The sequence below is a fragment of the Luteibacter sp. HAY1-4A genome, assembly GCF_056755355.1.
The window spans coordinates 74,117-98,633 of the sequence record NZ_JBNDHZ010000006.1; the positions used below are offsets into that span (position 1 = coordinate 74,117).

At 60.6% G+C, this 24,517-nt stretch carries 31 protein-coding genes and 1 tRNA gene; 18 read left to right on the plus strand and 14 right to left on the minus strand.

The genetic code is table 11. The features are described 5' to 3' along the window. Positions 1-139: 139 nt before the first annotated feature. The 14 genes from ACPYOD_RS03205 to ACPYOD_RS03270 all read left to right on the plus strand — a co-directional run bounded on the left by ACPYOD_RS03205 (position 140) and on the right by ACPYOD_RS03270 (position 8,378). Positions 140-400 (plus strand): hypothetical protein, encoded by a 261-nt coding sequence (locus ACPYOD_RS03205; protein ID WP_481300288.1) that lies wholly within the window; start codon positions 140-142, stop codon positions 398-400. A gap of 5 nt (positions 401-405) precedes the next feature. Then, on the plus strand, positions 406-846 hold the full coding sequence (locus ACPYOD_RS03210; protein WP_481300289.1) for a hypothetical protein: 441 nt from the start codon (positions 406-408) through the stop codon (positions 844-846). Next, positions 846-1,025, plus strand: a complete 180-nt coding sequence (locus tag ACPYOD_RS03215; RefSeq protein WP_481300290.1) for a hypothetical protein — start codon at positions 846-848, stop codon at positions 1,023-1,025. The genes ACPYOD_RS03210 and ACPYOD_RS03215 overlap by 1 nt, the downstream gene beginning before the upstream one ends. 31 nt (positions 1,026-1,056) lie before the next feature. Beyond that, the gene (locus ACPYOD_RS03220) at positions 1,057-1,467 is read left to right on the plus strand and encodes a hypothetical protein (protein ID WP_481300291.1); all 411 of its coding nucleotides are present in this window, start codon (positions 1,057-1,059) and stop codon (positions 1,465-1,467) included. A gap of 10 nt (positions 1,468-1,477) precedes the next feature. Further along, positions 1,478-1,807 (plus strand): hypothetical protein, encoded by a 330-nt coding sequence (locus ACPYOD_RS03225; protein WP_481300292.1) that lies wholly within the window; start codon positions 1,478-1,480, stop codon positions 1,805-1,807. Beyond that, positions 1,804-2,133, plus strand: a complete 330-nt coding sequence (locus ACPYOD_RS03230) for a hypothetical protein (RefSeq protein ID WP_481300293.1) — start codon at positions 1,804-1,806, stop codon at positions 2,131-2,133. The genes ACPYOD_RS03225 and ACPYOD_RS03230 overlap by 4 nt, the downstream gene beginning before the upstream one ends. Before the next feature lie 80 nt (positions 2,134-2,213). After that, entirely contained in the window at positions 2,214-2,804 is a 591-nt protein-coding gene (locus ACPYOD_RS03235) for a hypothetical protein (protein ID WP_481300294.1), read from the plus strand. A 94-nt stretch (positions 2,805-2,898) separates the two neighbouring features. Beyond that, on the plus strand, positions 2,899-4,179 hold the full coding sequence (gene serS, locus ACPYOD_RS03240; RefSeq protein WP_481300295.1) for a serine--tRNA ligase: 1,281 nt from the start codon (positions 2,899-2,901) through the stop codon (positions 4,177-4,179). 89 nt (positions 4,180-4,268) lie between these two features. After that, positions 4,269-4,358: transfer RNA gene (locus ACPYOD_RS03245), tRNA-Ser, on the plus strand. A 533-nt stretch (positions 4,359-4,891) separates the two neighbouring features. After that, entirely contained in the window at positions 4,892-5,758 is an 867-nt protein-coding gene (locus ACPYOD_RS03250; RefSeq protein ID WP_481300296.1) for a HEPN domain-containing protein, read from the plus strand. Between the two features lie 440 nt (positions 5,759-6,198). Continuing rightward, positions 6,199-6,537: a helix-turn-helix domain-containing protein gene (locus ACPYOD_RS03255; protein WP_481300297.1), complete on the plus strand. Its 339-nt coding sequence runs from the start codon at positions 6,199-6,201 to the stop codon at positions 6,535-6,537. Then, positions 6,452-7,042, plus strand: coding sequence for a DUF6650 family protein (locus tag ACPYOD_RS03260; RefSeq protein ID WP_481300322.1), 591 nt, complete (start codon positions 6,452-6,454; stop codon positions 7,040-7,042). The genes ACPYOD_RS03255 and ACPYOD_RS03260 overlap by 86 nt, the downstream gene beginning before the upstream one ends. A gap of 68 nt (positions 7,043-7,110) precedes the next feature. After that, positions 7,111-7,923 (plus strand): abortive infection family protein, encoded by an 813-nt coding sequence (locus tag ACPYOD_RS03265; RefSeq protein ID WP_481300298.1) that lies wholly within the window; start codon positions 7,111-7,113, stop codon positions 7,921-7,923. A gap of 224 nt (positions 7,924-8,147) precedes the next feature. Continuing rightward, complete coding sequence (locus ACPYOD_RS03270) at positions 8,148-8,378, plus strand: hypothetical protein (RefSeq protein WP_481300299.1); 231 nt, start codon at positions 8,148-8,150, stop codon at positions 8,376-8,378. Between the two features lie 452 nt (positions 8,379-8,830). Here the strand turns inward: ACPYOD_RS03270 and ACPYOD_RS03275 are convergent, their stop codons facing one another. Both ACPYOD_RS03275 and ACPYOD_RS03280 read right to left on the minus strand, forming a co-directional pair. After that, positions 8,831-8,971, minus strand: coding sequence for a hypothetical protein (locus ACPYOD_RS03275; protein WP_481300300.1), 141 nt, complete (start codon positions 8,969-8,971; stop codon positions 8,831-8,833). A gap of 4 nt (positions 8,972-8,975) precedes the next feature. Continuing rightward, positions 8,976-9,788: a hypothetical protein gene (locus ACPYOD_RS03280; protein WP_481300301.1), complete on the minus strand. Its 813-nt coding sequence runs from the start codon at positions 9,786-9,788 to the stop codon at positions 8,976-8,978. A gap of 461 nt (positions 9,789-10,249) precedes the next feature. On the opposite strand from ACPYOD_RS03280, the gene ACPYOD_RS03285 reads away from it, so the two are divergent. Further along, positions 10,250-10,876 (plus strand): hypothetical protein, encoded by a 627-nt coding sequence (locus ACPYOD_RS03285; protein WP_481300302.1) that lies wholly within the window; start codon positions 10,250-10,252, stop codon positions 10,874-10,876. Between the two features lie 110 nt (positions 10,877-10,986). Here ACPYOD_RS03285 and ACPYOD_RS03290 read toward each other — a convergent pair whose 3' ends face one another. From ACPYOD_RS03290 to ACPYOD_RS03325, 8 genes are all read right to left on the minus strand, one after another. Continuing rightward, complete coding sequence (locus ACPYOD_RS03290) at positions 10,987-11,283, minus strand: nucleotidyltransferase domain-containing protein (protein WP_481300303.1); 297 nt, start codon at positions 11,281-11,283, stop codon at positions 10,987-10,989. Further along, the gene (locus ACPYOD_RS03295) at positions 11,280-11,924 is read right to left on the minus strand and encodes a hypothetical protein (RefSeq protein ID WP_481300304.1); all 645 of its coding nucleotides are present in this window, start codon (positions 11,922-11,924) and stop codon (positions 11,280-11,282) included. Before ACPYOD_RS03295 ends, ACPYOD_RS03290 begins: the two co-directional genes overlap by 4 nt. Positions 11,925-11,946: 22 nt before the next feature. Then, positions 11,947-12,495 carry a hypothetical protein gene (locus ACPYOD_RS03300; RefSeq protein ID WP_481300305.1) on the minus strand — a complete coding sequence of 183 codons (549 nt, stop codon included), beginning with the start codon at positions 12,493-12,495 and terminating at the stop codon, positions 11,947-11,949. 909 nt (positions 12,496-13,404) lie between these two features. Beyond that, the gene (locus tag ACPYOD_RS03305) at positions 13,405-13,926 is read right to left on the minus strand and encodes a hypothetical protein (RefSeq protein WP_481300306.1); all 522 of its coding nucleotides are present in this window, start codon (positions 13,924-13,926) and stop codon (positions 13,405-13,407) included. After that, positions 13,923-14,336 carry a hypothetical protein gene (locus tag ACPYOD_RS03310; protein WP_481300307.1) on the minus strand — a complete coding sequence of 138 codons (414 nt, stop codon included), beginning with the start codon at positions 14,334-14,336 and terminating at the stop codon, positions 13,923-13,925. Before ACPYOD_RS03310 ends, ACPYOD_RS03305 begins: the two co-directional genes overlap by 4 nt. 228 nt (positions 14,337-14,564) lie before the next feature. Continuing rightward, on the minus strand, positions 14,565-15,401 hold the full coding sequence (locus ACPYOD_RS03315; RefSeq protein WP_481300308.1) for a radical SAM protein: 837 nt from the start codon (positions 15,399-15,401) through the stop codon (positions 14,565-14,567). Next, positions 15,398-15,685, minus strand: coding sequence for a hypothetical protein (locus tag ACPYOD_RS03320; protein ID WP_481300309.1), 288 nt, complete (start codon positions 15,683-15,685; stop codon positions 15,398-15,400). The genes ACPYOD_RS03315 and ACPYOD_RS03320 overlap by 4 nt, the downstream gene beginning before the upstream one ends. Before the next feature lie 216 nt (positions 15,686-15,901). Continuing rightward, positions 15,902-16,438, minus strand: a complete 537-nt coding sequence (locus tag ACPYOD_RS03325) for a hypothetical protein (RefSeq protein ID WP_481300310.1) — start codon at positions 16,436-16,438, stop codon at positions 15,902-15,904. 431 nt (positions 16,439-16,869) lie between these two features. Here ACPYOD_RS03325 and ACPYOD_RS03330 point away from each other — a divergent pair, with 431 nt between their 5' ends. Then, positions 16,870-17,904 (plus strand): RHS repeat-associated core domain-containing protein, encoded by a 1,035-nt coding sequence (locus ACPYOD_RS03330; protein WP_481300311.1) that lies wholly within the window; start codon positions 16,870-16,872, stop codon positions 17,902-17,904. 751 nt (positions 17,905-18,655) lie between these two features. Next, the gene (locus tag ACPYOD_RS03335; RefSeq protein ID WP_481300312.1) at positions 18,656-19,093 is read left to right on the plus strand and encodes a hypothetical protein; all 438 of its coding nucleotides are present in this window, start codon (positions 18,656-18,658) and stop codon (positions 19,091-19,093) included. Positions 19,094-19,831: 738 nt separating this feature from the next. On the opposite strand, the gene ACPYOD_RS03340 is transcribed toward ACPYOD_RS03335, so the two are convergent. Continuing rightward, positions 19,832-20,230 carry a hypothetical protein gene (locus ACPYOD_RS03340; RefSeq protein ID WP_481300313.1) on the minus strand — a complete coding sequence of 133 codons (399 nt, stop codon included), beginning with the start codon at positions 20,228-20,230 and terminating at the stop codon, positions 19,832-19,834. A gap of 570 nt (positions 20,231-20,800) precedes the next feature. Continuing rightward, positions 20,801-21,172, minus strand: coding sequence for a hypothetical protein (locus tag ACPYOD_RS03345; RefSeq protein WP_481300314.1), 372 nt, complete (start codon positions 21,170-21,172; stop codon positions 20,801-20,803). A gap of 286 nt (positions 21,173-21,458) precedes the next feature. On the opposite strand from ACPYOD_RS03345, the gene ACPYOD_RS03350 reads away from it, so the two are divergent. After that, positions 21,459-21,791: a hypothetical protein gene (locus ACPYOD_RS03350; protein ID WP_481300315.1), complete on the plus strand. Its 333-nt coding sequence runs from the start codon at positions 21,459-21,461 to the stop codon at positions 21,789-21,791. A 67-nt stretch (positions 21,792-21,858) separates the two neighbouring features. Here ACPYOD_RS03350 and ACPYOD_RS03355 read toward each other — a convergent pair whose 3' ends face one another. Further along, a complete protein-coding gene (locus tag ACPYOD_RS03355) occupies positions 21,859-23,337 on the minus strand; it encodes a multicopper oxidase family protein (RefSeq protein ID WP_481300316.1) in 1,479 nt (492 codons plus the stop codon). Between the two features lie 120 nt (positions 23,338-23,457). Beyond that, on the minus strand, positions 23,458-24,459 hold the full coding sequence (gene dmeF / locus ACPYOD_RS03360) for a CDF family Co(II)/Ni(II) efflux transporter DmeF (RefSeq protein ID WP_481300317.1): 1,002 nt from the start codon (positions 24,457-24,459) through the stop codon (positions 23,458-23,460). Between the last annotated feature and the right edge of the window lie 58 nt (positions 24,460-24,517).

Genomic DNA, 24,517 nt, shown 5'->3' on the forward strand with positions numbered 1-24,517 from the left:
TCCGCCGGCCGGCGGCACTGGCGGTACCGGAGGTACTGGCGGTACCGGCGGTACCGGTGGCACGACGTAAGACGCGACCCGCTCCACGCACTCGTCGCGGCGTCCGTGAGGCCGTCGCGATTCTTTCCGGGAGAAGAGGATGTTCGACCTGACCGACGTGAAGTTCGTGAAACGCGTGGTTGTCGGTAGCGACAACCCGAATCAGATGAGCAGCGAGGCGCAGATCGAAGACGCGCGCAAGCTCCTCAACCGCTGTCTTACCGATACGCCCAAGGGCTGCATCATCGGTATCGAGAAATGCTTCAACGTGCTGCAGCTGGGCGAACACCAGGTGGTGATGCAGTGGCTTTGCTACCACGTGGGGTTCCCGCGCAAGCCCGTCTGGCTGGCGGAGGCCTAGGCGCCATGGCCTCCTGCACCTTCAACCAGTTGCTGTATGCATTGCGCGTGTCCGTTGAAGCGGCCAACGAAGCGCTGCGCCGACGCCGCCTCATGCAGTACGCCGTGGTCAACGCGGGCGGCGAGGCGCTGCACGTGGACGTGCCGCGCGATTCCGCCTTCGACGCACCGCTGGAATCCGTCGTGATCCCGCTGAACTGGTTCCGCGATCCGCACGTGCCGCTGGTGACCGAACTGTCCGTGGAATTCGATTGCCGCCTGCGCTACGAGCGCGGCAGCGCCGGTACCGGCGGTCTCGTGATCGACCTGCTGCCAGCGCCCCGCACGTGGTTCCGGAGGAGGGCACAGCACCGCATGCGCGTGGCCTTCCGCGCGAGCGACGCATGGCAACCGGACATATCGATCGACGGTCGCGTCGTGGCGTTGCCCATGGCGAGGAACGGCTGATGGAACGCCTGTCGCGCCTGCGCGTGTCGCCCGAATGGGAGTGCGCACTCATCGCCTGCCTCGACGTACCACCGAAGCGGCCGCGTTCCCGCCTGTTCTTGATCCTGGGCTCCGCGCTGCTTTTGCTCGTTTTCGCCGGCCTTGCCGGTATCGCGGTGTGGCTGCGCCTTCGGGCGTGACCGTGCCATCCACAACGTAAGGGAGACCACCATGTATACGCGTAACGTAAAGGCCTTCGGCGTCGCCGCCTTGATCTGCCTCCTGCTGCCTGCCGCGGCCTTCGCCAAGGATCCGGAAGGTGTGTGGGCGGGAACGCTGAAGCGCGAGAACCTCAATACCGTGGACGCGGAATTCCGCTTCAGCGAATCGAGCGTCCACTTCGGATCGCCATATCGCTGCAGTGTGCCGATTGAGCGCGGCAAGGAGTCGTCCAGCCTGACCTACACGTTCGGCACGTCCACCAGCGGCGGCATGTTCTGCCAGGGTCTGCAGGATGCGAAGTTCGTGCTGACGCCGGATGCCGACGGCAAGGTTCTCAGCATCGCCTTCGCCACGACCGGCACCATCGGCAAGGGCAACTGGTCCGGCAAGCTGAAGCCGGCTGCATCGCCCAGCCCATAAGGCCACGGCCATGGACTCCGTGCTTCTCTTCACCCGCTTCTGGCTCCTGCTGGCGGCAATCGGCGGCGCCTTCCTTCCCGTGGCGCTCGGCAACGAGCCTTCGCGCAAGCGCGCCGTGGTGCAGGTGGTGTGCGGCGCCATGCTGGCGATCTTCCTCGCACCCGCGCTGGAAGAACGCTTCCTTCCCGACTCGCCGGCGGAAGTGCACGCCGGCGTTTCGTTCCTCATCGGGTGCTTCGGCCTGCGTGTGACGATGATCCTGCAACGGCTCATCGACACGCAGGGCGAATCCCTGGCCAATCGCTTGATCGAACGATTTACCGGAGGCAATCGCCCATGAACGACGGCGCGTTCTATCTGTACGCAAACCTGGCGTGCAATGTGGTGGTGACGATAAGCGCCATGTGGCTGCTTACCGACCGCCGTTTCCATCGCCTGCTGCGCGCCTGCCACGCCTTGCTGGCTGCCGGCGCGTTGGTGAACGTGGCCGGCATGCTCGGAGCCATCTTCGGATTCCAGAACATGGACTACGGCCACGTGTGGCCCGGCGAGCTGGTAGCGAATTTCGGAACGGGCGGGTTGCTGGTGATCCGCATCTGGCAGACTTCGCGCATCCGCCGCGGGAAGTGTTCACCCGAAGGCGGGGAAGAGCCCTCGGCGACATAAGGGCCCCCTGCCAAAAGTCCGATACCGGCGAAAACCGCGCGGACGTACGCTCGGGCCACCATCCCGGGGAGGAGAGGACCATGCGTATCGCCATTGCGACACTGATCGGCGGTCTGGTGATGTTTTTCTGGGGTGCGTTCGCGCACATGGTGCTGCCGCTGGGCGAGCTTTCCATGCGCGCGCCGACCAACGAAGACACCGTGCTCGCCGCCCTTCGCGAAGGGCTTCCCGCCGAGCACGGCATATACGTCCTGCCGCACTTCGACCCGGCCATGCACGGCAACGACCAGGCGATGAAAACCTATTCGGAGAAGGCAAAAGCCAATCCCTACGCGTTCATCGTCTACACCCCGAACGGCAAGGACCCTCTCGCCATGGGGGGCAACCTGTTCCACCAGTGGCTCTCTGACACCCTGGCCGCATTGTTGATCGCCCTGGTATTGGTCCGCGCCGCCGGCCTCGGCGTGATGCGCGGCCTGTGCATCGGCCTGGCCTTCGGCGTCTTCTCCTGGCTGGCGCTGAGCGTGCCCTTCTGGAACTGGTATCGCTTCCCCGGCGCCTTCACCGCCGGCTACCTGGTGGAACAGGCCTTCGGCTGGCTGCTGGCCGGCGCGGCCATGGGCTGGTGGCTGGGGCGCAAGACGAACGCCACGATAAAGCCGATGTCCTGACCAACCCCACCGTCGTCCCCGCGAAGGCGGGGACCCAGCGGCTTCCGCCCCGTTTTGCGATAATCCCGCATTCGACACCCACGGAAGCCAAGACATGCTGGATCCCGCCCTCCTGCGCGGCCGCCTTGCCGAAACGGCAGAACGCCTCCGCGCCGCCCGGAACTTCGACCTCGACGTGGCCACGATCGAGCGCCTCGAATCCGAGCGCAAGGCGCTTTCCACCGAGACGCAGGAGCTGCAGAACCTGCGCAACACCCGCTCCAAGGCCATCGGCCAGGGCAAGGCCAAGGGCGAAGACGTGGCGCCCCTGATGGCCGAGGTGGCCGGTATCGGCGACAAGCTCAAGGCCAACGAACACGCCCTGGCTGAAGTGCAGGCCAAGCTGGCCGATATCGCCCTCGGCATCCCGAACCTGCCCGACGAATCCGTGCCCTTCGGCAAGGACGAGAACGACAACGTGGAACTGCTCCGCTGGGGCCATCCGCGTCCGTTCGACTTCGAAGTGAAGGACCACGTGGACCTCGGCGCCCGCCACGGCTGGCTCGACGCCGAAGCCGGCTCCAAGCTCTCCGGTGCCCGCTTCACCGTCCTCCGCGGCCAGCTCGCGCATCTGCACCGCGCACTCGCGCAGTTCATGCTCGACCTGCACACCACGCAGCACGGCTACCTCGAACACAACGTGCCGCTGATCGTGAACGCCGGCGCGATGGAAGGCACCAGCCAGCTGCCCAAGTTCGAGGAAGACCTCTTCGGCACCCAGGTGGGCGACAGCAAGCGCTACCTCATTCCCACGGCGGAAGTGGCCCTGACCAACCTCGTACGCGAGAGCATCGTCGAAGCCGACGAACTGCCCATGCGCATGACTGCCCACTCCATGTGTTTCCGCGCGGAAGCCGGCAGCTACGGCCGCGACACCCGCGGCATGATCCGCCAGCACCAGTTCGAGAAGGTGGAAATGGTGCAGATCGCCACCGCCGACACCAGCATGGCGCAGCTGGAGGAAATGGTGGGCCACGCCGAAGCCGTGCTTCAGGCACTGAAGCTGCCATATCGCAAGGTGCAGCTGTGCTCCGGCGACATGGGCTTCGCCGCCGCCAAGACCTACGACCTCGAGGTATGGCTGCCCAGCCAGAACACCTATCGCGAGATCAGCAGCTGCTCCAACTGCACGGATTTCCAGGCAAGACGCATGCAGGCCCGCTGGCGCAACCCGGCCACGGGCAAGCCGGAACTGGTGCACACCCTCAACGGCTCCGGCCTGGCCGTGGGCCGGACCCTGGTCGCCGTGATGGAGAATTTCCAGCAGCCGGACGGCACTATCGAGGTGCCGGAGGTGCTGCGGCCGTACATGGCGGGGCTCGAAGTCATCGCCTGAGGTACAATCGGGCGCGCCGGGGCAGGGGTCCTGGCGCGTTCGAAGCGGCAAACCGGGTGGGTGCAATGCCCAGACGGTGCGACAAATACGGAGAGATGGCCGAGTGGTTTAAGGCAGCAGTCTTGAAAACTGCCGTAGGTGTAAGCCTACCGTGGGTTCGAATCCCACTCTCTCCGCCAGCCTCGTCTCGCCCTTGTTTTTCAGGCTCTTAGAGAGTCTTCGAAAACGGCGTTTGGAATCTTCGGTTGGTCGCACTTTATAGGTGGCCTGTTGCTGGCATTTAAAGACCGATCAGTTCCATCCATGATTGTGTTCTGGGAAGGGACCCCCATCACCCTAACGTCATTCCTCGTTGGGTCTACGACGACGGTGAAACGATCATGAGCACTTGGCTCACCCGAAGAAACACCAAACTCCAATCTCTTTCTTGGTGCAGCATGTTGCAAGTCCTTCGTCGGTGGTTAGTGAGAAAGGTGGGCACCTCCCAAGCCTGGATCGTGCGCAGGGGAAACTAACCTAGTCAAAAAATTGAGCCTATCAAAGCTGGGGCGAGGGTATTGAGGCAGGGGTGATGTAGCCCCAATTGGCAATCGGGATTTGGGTTGGCAAGTCTGTCACCGCATCCGATCATCGAGCGTCCGCCACCGTCATATGCCCGTCAGGCGCGCGTGGCCCCCGCAGGTAAAAGTCCGATGGATAACAGGATCCCGTCATGACATCCACATGGAGCAGCGCCGATCTCCGCGCCCTCGACCTTAAATATGCCAAGGCGGGTGTGAAACCCCACGCCCGGCCCCTTAGGGCGGCGGTCGAGTTGCTTGGCGGCGACTTCTCGATGGGCGTGTTTGCCAACCCCGAGGTCAAGAAAATCACCGAGGCCTATAGGGCGCTATTCCCCCATGCGGATGAGACCTGGCCGGGAATGGGGATTGGATTAGTGGTGTCGGGGGACCAAGCGCGAAAGGTGACGTTGGGTGTGGCCTTCGGATCGTCGACGGTGACGCCATGGCAGGCAGTGGGGTTCAAAGACGAGGCCTCTTGGTGGTCGTGGTGCCAGGAGAACCCGCAGATCGCTGCGGGAACCGCTCTGGCCTTCGCTGACCTGCACGACTTCGCGAATGGTGTGGAGGTGTTGGCGTCCTCCCACGCTGGCGCTGCAGATCTCTGGCACATGGCAGCCTCGAACCTCTCCGACGTCGGCACGATCCTGCCTACGACGCCCGGCGTGGATAGCGTGCTGCAACCCATATGCCTCACCGCTGAGTTGTCGCTGAAAGGGACGTTGACTTACCTGGGCGAAAAGTATGCGTTTAAGCACCACCTTTCGGTGTTGTCAGCGTCCTTGGCGAAAGTAAAGCCCCATAGGGACGATGCTCTGATCTCCGAAGTCGTCAAGCGGTTTCCGGACTACGTGGACAGTCGGTATAAGGCGGAAGGGTTGACGCGTTTCGATGTCGTCAGACTTGCCCTGGCAGCCCAGTTTATTGCTGCTTCGTCGGTTCGCCGGCTGGGTTCGGTGGATCTCGCACAGACGATGGAAAATGACAGTTGGCCTGGGAAGCGGCAGCCGTTCTTATAGCGGCCAATCTTAGACCGTGCGACGGAAACATGAGCCAATGGCCCAACCGTCCGTTCGCGTCGTGACGGATGCTACCCCCGGTCATTCGGGATTGAAGATGGAGCCAGATCGTGGCGCGCACGGCTCATAGGCTCCGAACCGGAGGAACGTCAGGGCGACACGAGGAAAGGATGCGCTCGGGCGAAACGTGTTGAAGATGCCCCAATGCCCCTCCGTGGACTGGGCTGACGGGTCGAAGGTAGCACCCGTGGTTGTGGCGCCGGCCGGGCTCAGCTTCTGGGGAGGGGCCGGAGTGTTTGAGTCACCAAGGCGTCGCCCATCCCTCCTTGGCGAGCCGAAACTAAAATCGACCGCTCAAACGTAGGGTAAGCAAAAACACAAAGACTGTGTATTTGGTTATGCGTCATAGGGTTGGAGCCCGATCAGTTTCGGAGCAGGCCATGGCACCAGACAGTGAAGCCGACGGGGGGGCGCCAAAGTCGCACTATCGGCCGGAAAATCAGGCGTTCCTCGCCACACTTCGTGCCATCCGAACGCGTGCCGGGCTGACGCAGGGCGAGTTAGGGGAACGGCTTGGCCGGACTCAGAACTACGTGACGGCGGCCGAACGGGGCGTGGTCCGGCTAGACGGGTTCCAACTCCAGGATTGGTGCCAGGCCTGTAGCACGGATCTGGTCACTTGGGCCACCGGAGATCGAACAGGCGCTTGCCGGTCGGCCAGGCTCAAGCACAAGCGAGCAAAATTGGGCCAGTCAGTCCGACGCAGGGGGGAGCCATGAAGTTCCAGGAAGCGCTGTCACGCATTACAGGTTCAGTGTTCCGGCCTTTGGAATCCAGTGGACCCCTCCTGAGGCGGAGCGCGCCGCAGCACGTCGCGTGCTGGCGTTCCTGGAGGATCGTCGGGTGCTCTATGTCCCGTCGGAAATGGAAGTGCCGTCCCACGGAGTTCAATCGGTGCTCCGCATCCGAGAGTTTCTGACCGGCGAACTGGGGAAGCGGACCGGTGACGGACAGCTGACGCAAAGCCTTCGTGCGATGCGAGCCGCATGCCGGAAGTTTCTCGATGCAGTGGGCCCGGAAGACGGCGCTGTTGTCCGACACGGTTTCGACCATGGGCACTACGCGAGTTGGGAGTTCAGCCAGGCCCTGGGAGAACTGCGGGGCGTGTTCGGCATCTACGTTGCCATTCTGGCCGCAACGCATGGGCTCGATATCGAGGCGGGATTGGCGGCGATCGTGCCGGGCAAGGATGAGGAAGGGGATGCCACCGCCGAGCGCCGATAACATCGGCGCCCGTCGCTGGCTAAGGTTTTTACCGTCGGTGCTGGGGTTGCACCCCGTTTGGAGCGAACGTGTCGGATATCAACTCGCGGGAACGCCGTAAACTCGAACAACTGCTCGACATGGGCAGCGGCTACGTCCTGAATTTCTCGGACCGGACGTTCCACGAGTTCTTTGATGAGTTCGTGGGCAAGGACATTGACCAGCCGAAGTATCGGTCCATGGGCACCTCGAAGGCGAACCGTCTCCGCAGTTTCTGGGCGCAGGAGCCGAACGGTGTCGTGGCGTTATGCCTGAACGCTTTGCTGGATCACGCTGCGGACGCAAAGATCCTCAGTAAGGATGCGCATCTGGTCGAAGACGTCCGTGCCATCATTTCGCGCCTATCGCTCGACCAACCGGTTGTCGACCTCGACGCGATCAGTGCGCCCACCGACGACCGCGATTTTGAAGCGGTTGCGAAATCGGCACGGGACAGCATCGAGAAGAACCAACCAGAGATGGGCCTCGATCGCCTGCACACGTTCCTGGTCAAGTATGTAAGGACGTTGTGCGAGGGCCGCCAGATCAGCGTCGACCGCAGTGTTCCATTGAATGGTCTCTTTGGTGCTTACGTCAAAGCACTTCGCGCCCAGGGTCTAATCGGATCGGACATGGCGGAACGCATCCTGAAATCGAGCATCGCCAACCTCGAAGCTTTCAACCACGTGCGCAACCAACATTCCCTGGCGCATGACAACGCCATTTTGAGCTACGACGAGGCGTTGCTGATTTTTAACCATGTGGCGAGCACGGTCCGCTTCGTAAAGGCGGTGGAGGATCGGCTGAAGCGGATGCCGGTAGCGACATCCGCCTCCTCGGATGAGGACGATATTCCGTTTTGAGCGTTGGCCTAAGTCACATTCCAAGCGCATTGACCGCGCCATTGACGGATGGCCAGCGGACATTGCCTCTGGCACCATCCTGAAGACTTCGGTCATCAAGCGTTTGGCCATAGTGAGTTTGGCAAGTTCTTTGGCATGAAGCGCCCGGTGCACGAGGCGTGGGAAAGGGTGCCATCACGTGCGGGGACTAGTCGTCGAAGGCTTTTGCCAGACACTGCGGCTTTGTGCTGCCTCAACCCGACGTCGGAAAGCTGGGCTTCCCTTCGTTCCGGAAAACCGTCATCCAGCCGCTGCAGGCTGTCGGTGTCACCGAACTGCGTGCTGCATATGTTGGCCATGAACTCGACGATGAGCACCACACGTCGTACGGTATGGACGCGCCGAAACAGCAGGTGCTCGACGCCATCGGAAAGCTGGACTACCTCGTCGCGCCAGACCCCGATGCTTTTGCCTAGAGGGGCAGCCCTGCCAGCGAGGCAGCCCACGGACGTCGGTGCGGCAACGTCGGATGGGTGGCAAAGTTTTCGTTGCCCACTTGACGAACTGGCATTTTGCGTTAGCTCTGTATCTTTGACGGAAGCATCGAATGGCCAGGACGCGAAGGGAACTGGCCGACGCAATCGTGGCCTCGGGCAGGCGGTTGGAAGCGGCCGCTGCTGAAGCAGGAAGGACGAGGCTGCGTTGGAAGATGGTTCATGTGGCCAGCAACAGCACGACCTCGAGCCGCCTCCGGCTAGGTGGCGTCGAGGAGATGTAACGGGAGCGCCGTCGGGTCCAGCGAATGATGGACTTCTGCGCTCGCGTTACTGCTCGCTGGCATGAAAGCGGAGAGGGGCGGTGAGCTACCTGCTCTGAGCGGCGTGGACCTGCAGGCGGAACGCGTGATGGATCCATCTGCAGGTGACCTTCAATGCCGCGCGGCAACCAGCGCGAAAACGACAATGAGCACGACAACCACCGCGCCGAGAATCCACCAGGCACGACGTCCCCCCACCTGGCCGACGTAGTCGGTGACGAGGCCGGCAAGGAAAGCGAAGAACTCCCCCATTTTTCTAGATTCCGGCCGACGCCAGCTCGATGGCGCTGCGCCAGTTGAGCGCTGCGGCAGTGACGCACGTCTTGTACACCCGGTCAGACGACACGCCGGTGATGTATGCAACGACCGACAGGGCACTCTTTGCGATGTACGACCAGCCCGGGACCCAGCCGACGGGCTTGGGCACGAGACTGAAGGCGGCGGAGCATTCCATGATTTCATGAGTTACCGTGCCGAGGATGTCACCGACTTCGGCATTCATGTCCCAGCTCGATGCGAGGCTCTGGCCCCAGATGGAAGCAGCGACCTTGCGCAGCTCCACCTGATCTTCGGCCGTGGGCGAATCGGCAAGGGTGACGATGTCGGGTGCCTGCACATGGGCTCGCGTTTGCGTCGATGCGGGGAGGACCTCAATGGTCGGGCCGAAGCGCCGTGCCCAGACCACGATCGCCGGATGGACCGGGCCATCACCAACGTAGGTGATGTGGCCCGTCTCCTCATCGAACCATGCGGCGAAGGTGCGCCCGTCCGGATAGTGGATGAACGCGGCGGCATGGGCGAGGGGCGCGCCGCTCCGCCAGCCGTCGATGAAGAGGCCGCCATCTTTCAACAGCACCGGGTTGGCGGTCTGGGTAAAGTTGCGCTCGAACGTCGCGTATCGGTTTCCGAGCAGGTGGCGGAGGTCTTCCTCGGCGCCAATGACCCGGGCGCTTTCACTGGCTGTCTGGGCGGGGGAGGCGGAAACCGGGGACAGGGATCCAAACGCGAGGGTAAGCGACAGGGCGAAGGTGGCTGTCGCCATGAGGGAAGAGAGGCTGGGTATGCGCATCTGACAACTCCTTGTATGGAAGGCAAGACATCAGTTGCCGGGCGGTCTCGCCCGGCGTCGCGGTGATAAGCGAACCATGCGGCGGCAGCAAGGATGGTGGTGAGAAACCGTGACCCACGGCGGAGTTTGCGAGCATTCCTTACGCTCCGATACACGCACCCGGACCTTTGGTCAATGAGACAATTCTCATTCAGGGCGGGTGGCGGCACCGACGGTCTAAAGAGCCACATGCATCTGCCGTATGGCGGGGCCGGAGATGGGGCCCAGCCGTTGATCTCGACGGGCTTCGATCCATTTCCCGGACGGTGAAGCGCGTGCAGACTGACGCGCCTTCGCCGTTGTCAGTTCTGGCGGGGCAGGTTGTTCAAGCTTTTCCGAAGCCGCTTTAGGGCGAGGCTCTACAGTATCCCATGAACAAGGATGGCAAATTGCCCTGTCACTCGACGTGGAAACCTCTCACGATGGACGTGTTGTTGCCCAACCGCGAAAAGTTCAAGCAAGACCCTGCTGGCTATGCGGCCCTCGCATGGACGCGCTGGGCAACCCTCCAAGAGATTAACGGAGGACAAGCTGACCCTACCAAGCCGCCTTCACCGGAGGACTTAAAGGCGCCGATGCTGTGGTTGTCACAGGCACAGGCGCTTACCGAGGCCGCCATCACAGTGATTCGCACTGAGCCATCCTTTGACACGATGCCCTTCGAAGTGCGCGGCATTTGCGATAGTCAATATTGCGCGGTCGCGCTGATGCTCGTTGGCTACAGCCTGGAAGTGGCTCTTAAGGCAATGACGATCATCCGTTTGGGTGTCGACGAGTTCATGGTGCGCGAGCGTGCGTTTCGTAGCCATGATCTAAACGCGTTGGCCGAGTTCATCCCAGACCTGTCGGAAAAGGATCGCGCCGTTCTGCAGGTGCTGACCCACTTCGTGGTGTGGGCGGGGCGATATCCCGATCCCGGGACAAAGGCGCATGCGCATCAGGAAGATGTTTTTACGCTTTCCGAGAAGCACGAAATCGCAGGGCGTGATGTCTTTAATCTTGCGGGTCGCATCATGGCTCATGTCCATACGTTGGTGCCCAACGATTGAGTTTGTCAGGATGGCACGGCGCTGACTAACGGATGGGCGCCCCCACCCGTTTCTCCCGTGGAATTGAATTGGCGACGCAAGCGAATGGACCGCATACAATGGAAATCCCTTTACCTGAGCTCAACCGCTCCGGTAACGCTGATGAAGTCGGTTTGACCTTCTTCCTCCGGCGTCATAAAGAGCAGGTGAACCGGGATCTCCACCGCCACCTGGGCCAAGTGACTCCGGACTTGGAAAGCTTCGTTGTCCGAGGTATAGATCACAAGCAGATCAATGTCGCTCACGGGTCGTTTACTCGTGAGGATGGACCCAAACAGGAACCACCGCACTGACGGTATGCTCGCTCTCGCCCTGGCAATGGCGTCAAGCAACGGTGTCGCGAACGCATCACATCGAAACGTTCTCATAGCGAGTTCAGGTGACTAAGAAGCTCGCCCCACATCAGAATCTCGGCTGACAGTTGGCCTGCGACGTTGATCGCCGACGTGGTCGGTCGCCCATTTGGATTGGTCTTCACCACGATTGAGAATGGCCCGTATCGATCGCGGGCTGAGCGAACGTGATCAGCCGTCATCTCGTATTCGTTTAACATCACCGCCATCACTTCAGACTGATCCTCGTTGCGAAGTCGGATCCGGTAAAGCCGATCGTGGACACGATCAAATCCTGCAATGCGACGGTGCTGACGCAGGCCTCGCTCGATAAAAGCGGTTTCAGACGGCACAAAGCTGCGGACATCAGCAAGCGAAAGCACGCGCAGTAGGTCGCCAAACGCACCTGTGGCGATCTGATGCTGGCGAGCCAGCGAGAGGGCGCCGCCCGTCCAGAACGCACCTTTGGGAACATTTGCGATGATTTCGACAGCGTGCTTGCCGCCGACCAATGGTTCGATATGCTCACTGTCAACCCTCATTTCCCCCACGATTCCCGCGAGAAACGGAGGGCGCTCCGATCGAGAGACTTGGATGACATTCGCCGCGAGAACAGTGACGCCCGTGACGTCTTTGGCATCTTTCAGACGCTCGGCTACCCATGTGGCTATGGTCATGATTATGGAGCCCTTCGTAGCGCTAATCGAACAAATCACGTAGAGCGGTAGGAAATCGGCTTGCCGGAGCGTTGCCGCCGGCGACGTGCTTGGCCTCTAGATCGTCCACGTGTTGACGGAACGCCTCAACCGACCCGTATTCGTCCGCCGATAAATGGTGACGATTGGCGTCCGCAATTGCGAGGATTTTTCGGTTGTTGGGCAGAATCACAGACAACATCTTGCGTTGCCAGACCGAGGCTAGTTCGCTCTCGGGATCGTAATGGTAGTCGTTGTCCGGTCCGAGCTGTTCGAAGACATGGCGATTCTGGCGCAGCAAGGGTTCTATTGCATTTCGCGCATGGGCGCGGTCGTGATACGGCAGGAGTCCGAATGCCTGCTGGATCCGCTCGTGATGGACTTGCTTCCACTCTTGGACTCGCGCGTCTGGAAAGTCGTCGGGCGCCTTGTCGATGACGGTGTGGCAGTTGGCGCAAAGAAGAATCAAGTTCTCAAATGCACCTCGTTCTGCGGCAGCCAGCCCGGGGTTCGTTCGCGGACCGCCGTCGACTGCCGCGATGATGTGGGCCATTTCTGCGAAGTGGACCGTGGCGGATCCCGTCTCGGCAAACAACGGGCTCAGGCAATTGGGATTCTGGCAATGGCCCGCTGAGCTCGCGAACAGCCGAAGGCTGGTGGCGCGATCGGGGTGGGCGGCGCCGCGGCTACAGGGCATGGGCGTAGGTGATTGGCATGGGTCCGAACAAGGTAAAACCTCGTGCTCGGACGTTCAACATAGCAGTGGGAGACCCTCGGGCGGTGGCCGAAGGCCGTAGCGGCCCGCTCGTTGATATGCGAGCTCTGACGGCACGCCCTGCAGCGGCCGAGGTGTTCACACGTTTCTTTGGACCAGAGAGCGGCGTGGTCTTAGCTGGGTAGGACGGTTCGCTTTACTGAGAGCTTTGATATGACGATTTTTGGCCGCAAGGTCTGCCGTGTCCATCGACGTTTCTTGCGGTCACTTGGGAGGAGAGCGCTCTCCGTTTAACGGTGACCAATACAGGATGGGCCTCATCGGTCGATATCATCGTCGAAGACGCGTTTCCTGAGTCGTCACCGGACGCCGTGCGCTCGATAGAAGTCATGCTGGAAATCAGTGCGAAAGGGGAGCTGGAAGTCGCCAGTCTCGCCGAGTCCCGTGTCCTGTCACTTCGACCAGGGCGTTACCGGGTCAGGTCCGAGTATGTGCAGGCCACACGTGGCGAGCCACCCCGGTTCACCCTTGCCCTCGTGCCTGTGGTCCAGTCCGTTCGCTGACGCCCTTCAGGGCACATGTACCGACTTGCCATGTCGGAGGCGCCTGCCCACACGCCCATGGCCGGAGCCCCCTTTGCGACCAGTTGGCTTCGATGAGCACGGCCGTTCGCACTTCCGGTTGCTCGAGGAATGGATTACCCAGTGGAGTCGCCCACGGTGAGGGAAGCGATCTGGATGGAATGGGTCAGAACATCCACCAGCCCATCGCCAGTAGGGTGGGCTCACCACCGCTCACAATAAGGATGGGGGCGTCGTCGTCGATGAGCTCGATGAGAGCCTTCATCGCATCGACCCGCCATCTATCGTTGACCTCGCGCGGTGGCTGCGAGCACATCAGGCAAAAGGAGTTGCAGCGCTCTGTGGCAAAGAGCACGTTGCCCTTGGCACCCCTCTGGTAGCGCCGTGCGAGCTTGCTGCGTGCAGGGTCGACTTCGACGACATCGCCTGCACCGAGCTCGATACCGAGGCCCTGTGCAGATATCCAGGGCAGGGGTGAGGCCTCCGGTACGTTGTCCGTCAGGAGGCCGGCGAAGGGCAGTGTCGACAGCGTGGCAACGTGGGGTTCGACCCGTGGGTCGCGGACGTCGAGCACAAGGTGTTCGAGCGGAATGCGGGATGTGGCAAACCCGGCAAGGTCAACGATCTTGTAGAGACCCGTGGCAGAGAATCCCTCCATCCGGGCTCGACTATCGAGGCGCGCAGTCATGCGGCCTCCGTTGCCAAGGGTGCGAGCGCCCAGGACTCGAGCATGGCACGCATGCTCTGGCTGCCGGATTCCAACTGCTCGATGAAGAGGTCGAATAGCCCCATCTGGCGAGTGCAGAAGGCGCTTGTCGGACGATGGCCCAGTTCATTGCCTTGGCGGGCGAAGTGGTCGATGGGGTCGGCGCCGCAGAGGGGCACGTAGGCGCAGTCGGCGCAGGTAGGCAGGGATTCGGCAACACCGGCCTTCAGGATGCGGCCCATGGCAGGAGACGAAAGCCAGGTCCCGATATCTTGTTTGACGGTGCCGATGGCAAACCCGCGCTCACCCATGGCAGCGAGCATTCGCGCCTCGTCGGAGGGGTAGACCTGGCCGTCGAAGTCGTAGAGTCTCGCGCATCCTGCCGAAATCATCGACGAATACCGTCGTCGGGGCTTTCACGCCATTTCGCTTCGCCCGCTCAGCCATTACGGCTTTGCAGCGAGGACGAAGGCGCGCAGCGGCTAACCGATGGAGGACTTCGTCTATTTTTACCGTGCGGCCCTCGACCACCTCCTTGCTGTAAACGAGGGCGCTTACCCGCTCGTGGAGACTTACGGCCAGCTCCTGCTCTCCCAACTGATGACGCCGTTCTCCCACGGTTACGTTGACCTTCGCTCGCCTACCGGAGCGGGTTTCGGCGCGGTGGTCTTCCGCGTGAGCGTGGTGAGTGCCGAGACGGCATCGTCGCCAAGCGCCCTCCGGCCCCGTTCGATGCCTTCGAGGGTGCGCCGGTGGGAATCCTTCTCCGGCCGTGGCCGGTTGGCGTTGTGCAGCCATTCCGGGCCGTCCAGGGAAGTCGACAGGGCGAAGCCGTGTTCCCGCATGAAGGCGAGCTGGTCGTCGGTCAGATCGTGCAAGGTCGAGGCAATGACAAACCTCAGCGTACGGCCCTCGGTCTTGTTCCGTTCAACGATGGCTTCCGTGAGGTGGCGGACGCGGTCGAAGTGCAGCAATGGCTCACCGCCCTGGAACTCGACCGTTAGTTCCTTGGATGGCCACTCGAAGAGTCGCTCGACGGCAAGCTCGCCGGCACCTGTTGCCATGTCAAAGCCGCTGCCCTCGACCGGGGCGCGGGACACTTGGCAATAGGTGCAGGTGTGGTGGCAGCGCAGCGAGACGACGAAGATGTGCAGTTTCGGCCCCCCGGCAAGGTACGCCTTCCTGGTCCGCATCTGGCTGATGAGCGGGGCGAAACTTGTGCGCTCCGCGTCCCCGGCAATCAACGACCGCGCGAGGGCATCCGCAATTAGGGGATGGGCGGGGTCGAGTTTTCCATTGACGAGGGCGGTGAGATCGTCAGCCCGGCAGATCAGCCAGTCGCCGGCGAGGTTTGTGACGACCATCCTTTCCCGGTCGAACGGCAGCCGTCGGAAGCGGAACGGGAGCAGGGCATAGGGCGCCGTGTTGCCGAAAGCATCAGCGGCCTGGAATTTCACGGACGGGCGGCCTGTACGCCAGCGTAGGCGGCACGGACAAGGGTGTCGTGGACTACCTGGGTGCGTTCGCGCACCGTCTCCCGGAGCGCCTCATCGAGCACGGCGTCGTGGAGCGCATCCTCGACCCCACGCAGTGGCTCACCGCGCGGGGTGAGGGTGACGATGGCAATGTCGTCGTTACGTTCGATGCGCACGCTGTACGCACCCGTAAAGCGGTGGGATGCTGCGATGACGGCGGTCGGCGGGAACATGCCGAGGTCGAACCGGGCAGTGATGGTGGCCATGGCATCCCCTGTCTCGCACTGATGACCCATTATCGGCCATGTTTCGCAGGAACTTGAACGGAATCAGGGTCAGGTCCGTCAGGAGCTACCCACCGCCGGTCCGTCCATTCAATCGAACCAACATTCCAGCGGATTAACCAAGAGGAGCTAGTCGGGGACGATTCGCAATATCCGAGCGCCTAACGGAGCAAACCGCGGGCCCTTTGCGTCGTGCGCCTAGAGCAGGAATTCGGCTGCCGACGACTCCACCAGCGTCAAGGTTCCCGCATGCTCCGGAGCGCTATACCAAACGGCCATCAGATTTTTGACTCGTGAAGGGGCTTGGTCAGAGACTTCCGCGGGATCCCAGTGAAGAGCCATGCCCGATAAAGGTTCCGGCACCGCCATTTGCGGAGGCCCCATCTCCAGGGCAAACACGATTCTTCGAGAAGTGCCAAGCGAGAAGTCGCCAATCGTCGTGCTGTGGTCGGGCAACGCCATCACCTCGCCAATGGGCCCGGCGTAGACGTTCAGATGCACGCTCCCTATGCCGCCCCAAGCCTCGAACAACATTTTGACCCGGTCGTCGCGGGGCAATGAAGCGCGTTGCCGATTGAGATCGTAGATCATGCGCATGAGATGGACCGGCCTTGTCCCTTCCGCTTCCGGTGCGCGCCAAGCGTGCTCCCTCTCTTCCTTCGCACCCGGGGAATCTCGAGCCTTGATGTGGCAGAACCCGGAGCCATGAAAACTGATCTTGAGCCATCCGCTCATGGAGGCCCGATTGGCGTATAGGCACCCCTGTTTATTGTTGCCATAGAAAGACCAGACCTCGGAGTGACGTTCCGTGAGAGTCTGAATCGCGAAGCGGAAAAACGAGGGCATCGAAGCAGTCCATGGACGGTGATCTCGGGTGTCGAATATACCGTGCGTTCGGTGGAGTGGACGCTGAAACACACCGCATTGGACGCTAGCTGTACCGTTCCGCGGACAACTTGGTCATGCAGGTTCGTGAGGGCAATGCGCATATTCGGCACGAGGATTCGCGAAAGTGCTTGTAGGTGGGGGCCGTCATAAGGGCCTTAATTCGATCGATTCGCAAACTATTGCGCTTCATGTCGCCATGGTCGTATAACCCGCGACACAGAGTACGGAATGAGATCGGACGGTTTCGTCTCGACCAGCAGTTCGACAGGGGATGGCGAATGGGGGCTTTCTGGCAGTCGCGTGCTCGCGATGCGATGCTCGGCATGGCCGTGACAGGGGAGACTACGGTGAGTTCGACGTGGTGTTCGCGCACGACCGTGCGTTTTCTTGGTCTGTTCTTCGGACTGTTGATGGCGACCGGTCGGCTGCATGCCGCAGAGGTGGTCACGTATTACTACACCAGCCCGGAAGGGACCGTGTTAGCGACAACCGATGCTGCTGGCACTGTGTTGTCGACGGCTGATTATCGGCCTTACGGCAGCCAAGTAGCTGGTGCGCCGGAGCAAGGGCCAGGATACACGGGACATGTTAACGACGTAGATACGGGGCTGATATATATGCAAGCTCGATACTACGATCCAATACTAGGGCGTTTCTTATCGGTCGATCCACTTGGATCTGCGGCAGGTGACGCTTTTAGCTTTGCCCGCTATAGCTATGCGAACTTGAATCCCGTGGCGAACATCGATCCAAGCGGAAAGGCAGCATGCCCGGGGCAGAAGGCATCCGTATGCCTGCAAGCGGATCTTTCGCCAGCGCAGGCGGCTCGCCAAGGTGACAGGAACATCACATTGTCCCCAGCGCTGGGTACGCTTGTGGTCGACAACAAGTCGATGGTTGCGGTGCGCAAGGGTGAGCCTCAGGTTGAGAAGCTTGGTTTTGTCGTTGTCAATAGCGATGGGCAGGCAACCGCGCAACGTGCAGCGAATGCGACGACAACTCAATCGGCGACAAAGGACACCGCCTCGGCCAAGGTGCCGGAAGGTGCAGTGGCCGTTATGCATGGGCATATCGATGGCAGATCGGACGGAGTGGTTAGCGATACGAAAGGAATTGGTGACTTCGGTCCGCTTATGAGTCCCGGGATTCCGAATGTCGTAGTGAGCCTTGGTAGGGTCGGAGTAAGCGAACTGGCATCTGGTAATCTACAGTTTCGAATGATCGAAGGTTCGATGACCCCACGTGAGGTGCGCCTGCAACAAGAAAATCTGAATCGAAACATCGAGAATTTCTTGAACTCCTCGTCGCCTTAGGTCTCATGAAACCTTTATCGGTCCTGTTTTTCTGTATGTTTGCGATGGGTTGCTCTGCCGAGCAACTGTTGGCTCCTCCTTCATCTCTACCTCTTGTAACACCGTCTCAGCTCTTGGCGGATCCGGGGAGATTCAATGGACGCGTCGTCACGGTCGAGGGATATGTAGACGTTGGATTTGAGCGTCGTTTTCTTTTGGAAAAAATGCCTGGTAAAGACAATGACGCCGGCAATGCGTGTATTACGTTGTTGTCTGCGGGGCGCATCATGAAAGATGTCAACCGATACGATAGGAAGCGGGTACGTCTGACCGGTACGTTTGTCGAAGACTACGGTAAGCTCGGAATCGTTCACCTAGGATCCTGCAGCCTCCGCTCCCTTGATCTGGACAACTCGTACCAGTTGCAAGTTATGTGACGCCGCGGAAGCTGCTCGATGATGCGGCGGAGCCAGGCCCGGAGGGTGTCGAAGCAATCAAAAGCGCTTGATGGGTTCAATTCCGAAGAAGTCCGGTTGCTTATGGGAATGCTTCACCGTGTCCACGCCAACGTAGCGGGGATTGATCCTCGCGCCTATGGGCTCTCGGTGTGGCACTAACGAACTAGTCCAGCTACAGGGAACCGGGGGGCCGGGTGGAGTGGAGCATGGTTTTTTGCCAGAGCCTTCCTCAATCAGATTCGTGATCTGTACATGGGGTCGTCAACTCAGCAGTTTGGCGGCCCTCTTGCGGATGGAAGTCCAGGAGCAAAGCCGTGACCAAGGGTTCTGGGATTTCATATGAGGCACTCAAGACGTTCTGCTTGGTCCTTGTCGACTCATTGCTGGACATTCGGGGGCTTCCCGCAGAAGACCATCCGGCTGCAGTTCTTGAGCGCTGGGAGGCCAAGAGCGCGTCTGACGCCATGAAGTCTGTGACGCAAGGAATTTCCGACTTGTTATCGTTCTTGAAAGGCGCCTCTCCCGAACGTAGACAGGAAGTTGATCGCAAGCTTGCCGAGGCTGGTGCGCCATCTGTCGCTTTGGTGAGCGCTTGGATGTCTCGAAAAAACGGGAAGGTTCTAAAGCGAGGATTTATCGAGACCGACGAGGAATTTGAGCGTGTAGCCGCTTTGCGCGACGATAGAACCCTGAACGATGAAGAGAGGGCAATTTTTCAGCGTCTTCTTGATGATTATGAGTTTGGAAAGTAATTTGGTCTCCGCTCGGGACTTGGGCGGAGGTCTATGGCTGAAGAATTTTCCTTCTGGATGACTCGGGGCTCGATCAGTCGTCACGGAGCTGGGCATTGTAGATGTCTAAGCGAACCCGCGTGATGTCAAGCCAACTGCCTGGAAAAAAATGCAGATAACGGAAAGGTCTGCACGTGCAGCCCCTTCCGTTTTTCGTACTTCTACACAATCTTAGTGGCGACTTCTGTTTGGCATCTCTAGGATGCGACAAATGATGCTTAAGCTGATGTTTGCGATGGCTTCCGTTTGCGCGACCGCGATTCCATTCAATGCATTTGCAGTAGATCAAGCGCAGTCACGGAGTGGATATTCTGGCCGTAACGGTGAACCTTCTTTCGCCGCGAGATACCATAGCGCGCCTGACCTGCCGACTTCCCGCGGCAACTTCGAACGGTTTGCCCGAAGCGTAGGCCTGACAGTTGCCCAGGATTTGCCGGGGGCAGGCGCGTGCATCGATCAAACGACCGAGCGGCCGCCTGGGCCTGTTCCTGCGGCATGCAACTCCGTCGGAAAACTCGAGACGAATAGTCGAGTGCGAGAAGCGTATGTGGTGTTCTACGATCATCGTGCAATGGCGCATGCAGTGATGACTCACTACGAGTACACAGGACCATAGATTCCATACGTGTCAGTATTTCGGGCGGCGATTCGTCGTTCCCGGGATTACGCTTTGCCGAGCCATAGTTCAACCACAAGGAATCAAGGAACCCGCGCGGAGCGGAGCATGGCTTTCGCCAGAGCCTTCCCCAAGTAAAGGCGGTCGGTGCGGCAGACGTCGAATCCCGTAATCGTCAATGGCGCCATCCCGCGATAAGTGACCGAGAGGTCTTCCTTGCATGCCTCTGTGTCATCGAAGCGGACGGCGGCTTGGCCGCTTCTTCCGCCGATCAATGGGCCACCTAGATCAAGGGCATGCCAACGGTGCGTCCCTGCGGGAGCGGCCTCGATGGACGTCACCGTCCGGTCCGAATCGTTGATGAAAGTTACGAAGTGCGGCGCTGCCTGCACGGACGTGGCAAACAGCACGCCAAGGAACAGGAAGGTCGGTTGCGCCCATGAGCGCGTGAGGTGGCGGCGCGTGCGATCGTGCTGGTCCATCGATATGACCTCCCTCTGTGGTGTCATGCGGCAGCATGACGCTGTGTTGGAGCGACGAGCGCCGTCGAACAGGCGCGCGTCCTCGGCAGACCTGTACGCTAGGGATCGTGGGTGGCGATTTTGAGGCGACTAACTGACGGGGCGGCGAGGCTGTATGTCAGTTGCCTGTAAACTCACTGGCTATCGGCCTCCGCGCACGGGAAGCTTCGCTTCATTCATTCGGGCCAAATGCGGATCAAATCCAACGCTGCAGGTCAGGCGCCAGCTCCGGTGGATTCGGTCGCCGCTCCGACCCCGGTTGCCGTTGCGCCGCCGGCATCCGCAGCACCGAGGGCTGACTTGGCGACAGCCGTTCTGTCTACGCAGAAGATGTCCGAACGGCTTGGCTGTGGCGACGTCCACAGTGGAACGGCCCCAGACGAGTTCATCGCGGAGTGCTCGGACCATAAGGTGCTGATTTCTTGCTCGGTAACCGAATGCCGCCCGGTGCGGACCACCCACTAGGGGGATCGCTGTGCCGATGACTGACTCACCCAGACAATATAAGCAGGTAGGTTCGGATTGCGCATTTTACTGACCCTTGAAGCACGCCTTGCTTAGTGGGTAACTCATGAAAGTCATTGCGTGAGCGGCCGCCTCATCAAGTGTGGCGAACGTACCGAAGGTGGCAGTTGAGGAGAATTCGCTTTTCTGCGCTTCGATGGAGAACCCAAAGATCGCGAGATCTGCATCCCGGTCTCCGATCCATAGCCAGCTGCGGTCCTCGGGAACGATAAGAAAGCGGTGTGACACGTCATATGGAGACAAGAACGCCCGCTGCTGATTGTCGTGGGTCAGGAATGACAGGATGTCCTTCGGATCGTCCGCGCCCGTGGCGGTCAATCCTCCAAAGGAGCCGGACTCAGTAAGATATTCTGAGGGATCGGGAATGGTGAAGAACATGGCGAACGGTCTAAGCTCGTGTTTCGCGGACCAGGACCGAGCTGCGTCTATGGTTTCAGCCAAAAATAGGGCGGAATAGTCCGAATAAGCGAAGCACGCGAATTTGCGTCCGACTTCAGCCTCAAACGGAAGCCTCGGATCGTCGCCAGCTAGCGCTGCCCACCGAAGTATTTCTGTGCTGTCGACAATAGGTTGCATCATGCTCGTTAAGGCCCTGGATTCTGATCAAAGCGAAACTTAGCGACTGGCGAAAGACAAGATCTCAAAACCATTCTCGAGGAAAACGATGCGCCAGGACTATAACGATGCATCACTAGAGGCATTGCGAGAATTGCTTCGCGCAGTTTTAGTGCGTGATGTTCCAAAGCTAGCCGATCTTCGTCGGATTGAGCAGCTACGCAGGAGTATGGAACACCAGGATGATCCCGGATTCTTCCCAATACGCGCCGCGGTATCCGACCTGGATACGGTGCTGGATGAGGGTCGTCGCGAACTGTTTTCAGAGCAGCTTTTGAAGAAGCAGGATGAGGAATGTGCGGCCTATCTGGAGGCGGCCCGGGACGACCTGCGGAAGGGAGCATCGGCGTTACTTCATTCTAGCTCGCTCGCTATCTCCTGAAGCTCGGAACCGCATTGGCGGGGCGCGCATCGCCTTGCGGCCGGGGAGGGCATGGTGCCGAAAGAACTCAAACGCAATCAAACAACGCCATAAACCCAAAATCCATATGCAACTGCATATGACAATGAAACAGCGACAACCACCGCTGATCGGCAACGAAGTCCACCTCCATGGTTTGATAACCCCCCAACATGGCGACATCCTTGATCACCCCGCCTGTCGGTTGCCCCGCGATGCGAGTGATCTCGAAACTGTGCCGATGCAGGTGCATCGGGTGGATGTCGTCGCTGGCGTTGTGCATCCGTAACCGATAGCGTCGGCCGTGGTGCAGCTGGAACTGGGGTTTCATCGCCTTCATGTCGAAGGCCACGTCGTTGATCGTCCACCGGTTGAAACCGCCCAGGGCAGCATTCTGTTTGGCGAACGTCATCTCGATGATCTCGTCCGGTTCTGCGGCGCGGGCATCGGGCTTGGCGAATCGCCGATAGTCCCAGGCGAAGGGTTTCGGTTTTTCCCAACGGGGTTTGCCGTGTTGGCCTGCGTATTCCACGACGACACCCATACCGCGCTCGCGGTCGTCATCGGCCAGATCGCCCATCACCCACACCCCGGGGTGTTTCATTTCGACGAGCGCACTGATGCGCTCGGCGGTGCCCAGCCATAACACCGGCACTTCGGCAGGCCGCGGCACGGGGTTGCCGTCCAGTGCCACCACCTTGAAGGTGTGGCCGGGCAGGGCAAGGCTGCGGATCTCGGTGGCGCTGCCATTGATGATGTGGAACATCACCCGCTCGCCGGGTTTCACTCGAATCGGATCGCCGTGGCCCAGCATGCGCCCGTTGATGGCGAACGCCTGATAGCCCACCTCGTAACCGTGTGCCCCGCCACTGGCCATTGACTGTTTCATCGCCGTCTCGCCACGTTCTTCCAGGGCGTGTTCGCGGGTGGCGGGCTGCAGGAAGTGCATGTCCATGTCGCCGCCCTTGCTGAAGAACGGGTCAAACTCCTTGAGCACCAGGAACACTTCGCGATCGAAGGCACCAGGGTCCTGCCTCGGCTCGATGTACACCGCGCCGACCTGGCCGCTGTATTGGCCTAGCGACAGGTCGCTGCCGGCCACTACATGCGTGTGATAGAAGCGCAGCCCGGCGGGCCCTGGAGTGAACGCCAGGCGCCGCATGCCGTGCGGTGGAATGAAGGGAGTGCCTTCCTCGGCGGCGCCATCCACGTCCGCGGGCACCGTTTGTCCATGCAAGTGGAGTTGTTCGGGTGTATCGGTGTCGTTGTAGACATCGAGCACAACGGGCTGGCCTTCCTTGAACCGCAGAAGCGGGCCGGGAAACTGGCCGTTATAGGTTGTCGTGGAAACGATGTGATCTGGCGCGAGCTCGACAAGGCTTCGGGCAATCCGAAGGGTGTGATCCGGTGGAGTGGACGGCACCGGGCTCGGGGTGCTGGCTGGAAGGGAGAGCGCGCGTTCCAGGGGAAGGACAGTGCCGCCCAGCGTGGCCAGGCCGCTCAGTTGCAAGAAATCTCGCCGCTTCATGGTCAGTCACCATCGCCGAGGGTGGGATCACCCTATCCGATTATGATCGTCTGCAAGTGCGGCCGTGACCACGCTTCCATCCTGGTGCCTGACTGTAAGGATTAACTAAGAGGCCTTCCGTCAGGCGTGCCGTTCGCTGGGAAAAAACACCATGGTCGGTTCATCCGTCTTGGCTATCTCTACGGTTACGTGCACCAGTTCTTCATGTACCGCCAGATATCCACGCACTACCGCCGGCGTGAGCGGCCGGTCCGTGACCAGGCAGAGAATGCAGGCATAACGGCCTTTACCTACGCGCCAGACGTGCAGGTCGGTGATGGCCGCGCCGGGTAGTTTTTCTGCGACCACTTCGCGGACTTCTTCGACCACCGGGGCATCCATGTCGGCATCGAGCAGGATGCGCCCCGATTGCTTGATCAGGCTCACGGCCCATTGCGCGACGAGCACAGCGCCGACGATGCCCATGACGGGATCCAGCCAGCCGATGTTGAGGAACTTGCCGCCCAACAGCGCCATGATGGCCAGCACCGACGTGGCGGCATCGGCCACCACATGCAGGTAAGCCGAGCGGAGATTGAGATCATGGTGGTGGTGGCCATGGCCTGCGTGTGCATGACCGTGACCGTGACCGTGATCGTGATCGTGTCCATGGTCGTGACTGTGATGATGGCCGTCCTTCAACAACCAGGCGCAGACCAGGTTCACCAGCAGGCCGATCACCGCGATCGGGATGGCCTGGTTGTAGTGAATGGGCGCGGGGTGCACCAGGTGCTCCACGGACTGCACGAGCATGAGCACCGCCACCACACCCAACAGGAGGGCGCTGCTGTATCCGCCCAGCACCTCGATCTTCCACGTGCCAAAGGCAAAGCGCCGGTCGGTGGCCAAGCGGCGGGCGAGGGCGTAGGCCCCCGCAGACACCCCCAGCGCCACGGCATGGGAACTCATGTGCCAGCCGTCGGCCAGGAGCGCCATGGAGTTGAGCGCGTAACCGGCAACGATCTCCACCACCATCATGATCGCCGTGATGACGACCGCCCGCAGGGTGTTCTTCTCGGCCAGCGGATTGCCCTCGTTGAACTGATGGGAGTGCTGGAACGGTTTGGGGTCGAGGGTGGTCACGGGAGCTAACTCATAGGAGGTATACCCCCCTATACTATGCGTATTGCCAGGAGATCGC